General features: G+C 62.0%; 1 protein-coding gene. It reads right to left on the minus strand.

All coding sequences use genetic code 11. The features are described 5' to 3' along the window. The coding region (locus tag ACQ4OB_RS27850; protein ID WP_430956872.1) for a DUF6531 domain-containing protein at positions 1-350 on the minus strand (350 nt) is incomplete at both ends.

The following is a 350-nucleotide window of genomic DNA, read 5'->3' on the forward strand; positions in this document are numbered from 1 at the left end:
GGCGGTCATAGCGCAACAGAAGGGAGCGCCCGGCGCCGTTGTCGAGGCGCTTGATCCTGTCAGAAATGTCCCGCTGCACCGTCAGCCGATTGCCATAGGCATCGCTGATCGCCGTCAGACGCCCGGCACGGAAATGGAAAAACCGCGATTTTTCCCCCGCCTGGGCGAGGATCAGTTCTTCCGGCTCGTCACCCAGATAAATCGCCGCCCGCGACAGGCTGTTGTGAATCGCCGGGCGCTCACTGGTTGGCAGCGGGAAGGTGGTGCGGCGGTTTTCGTGGTCGATCCAGATAACGCTGTCGCCCTCGATTTCCAGTCGATGCGACAGCGAATGACTCCAGCCAAACCCC

Source organism: Pseudomonas sp. ES4, assembly GCF_050586665.1.
GTDB lineage: Bacteria > Pseudomonadota > Gammaproteobacteria > Pseudomonadales > Pseudomonadaceae > Aquipseudomonas > Aquipseudomonas frederiksbergensis.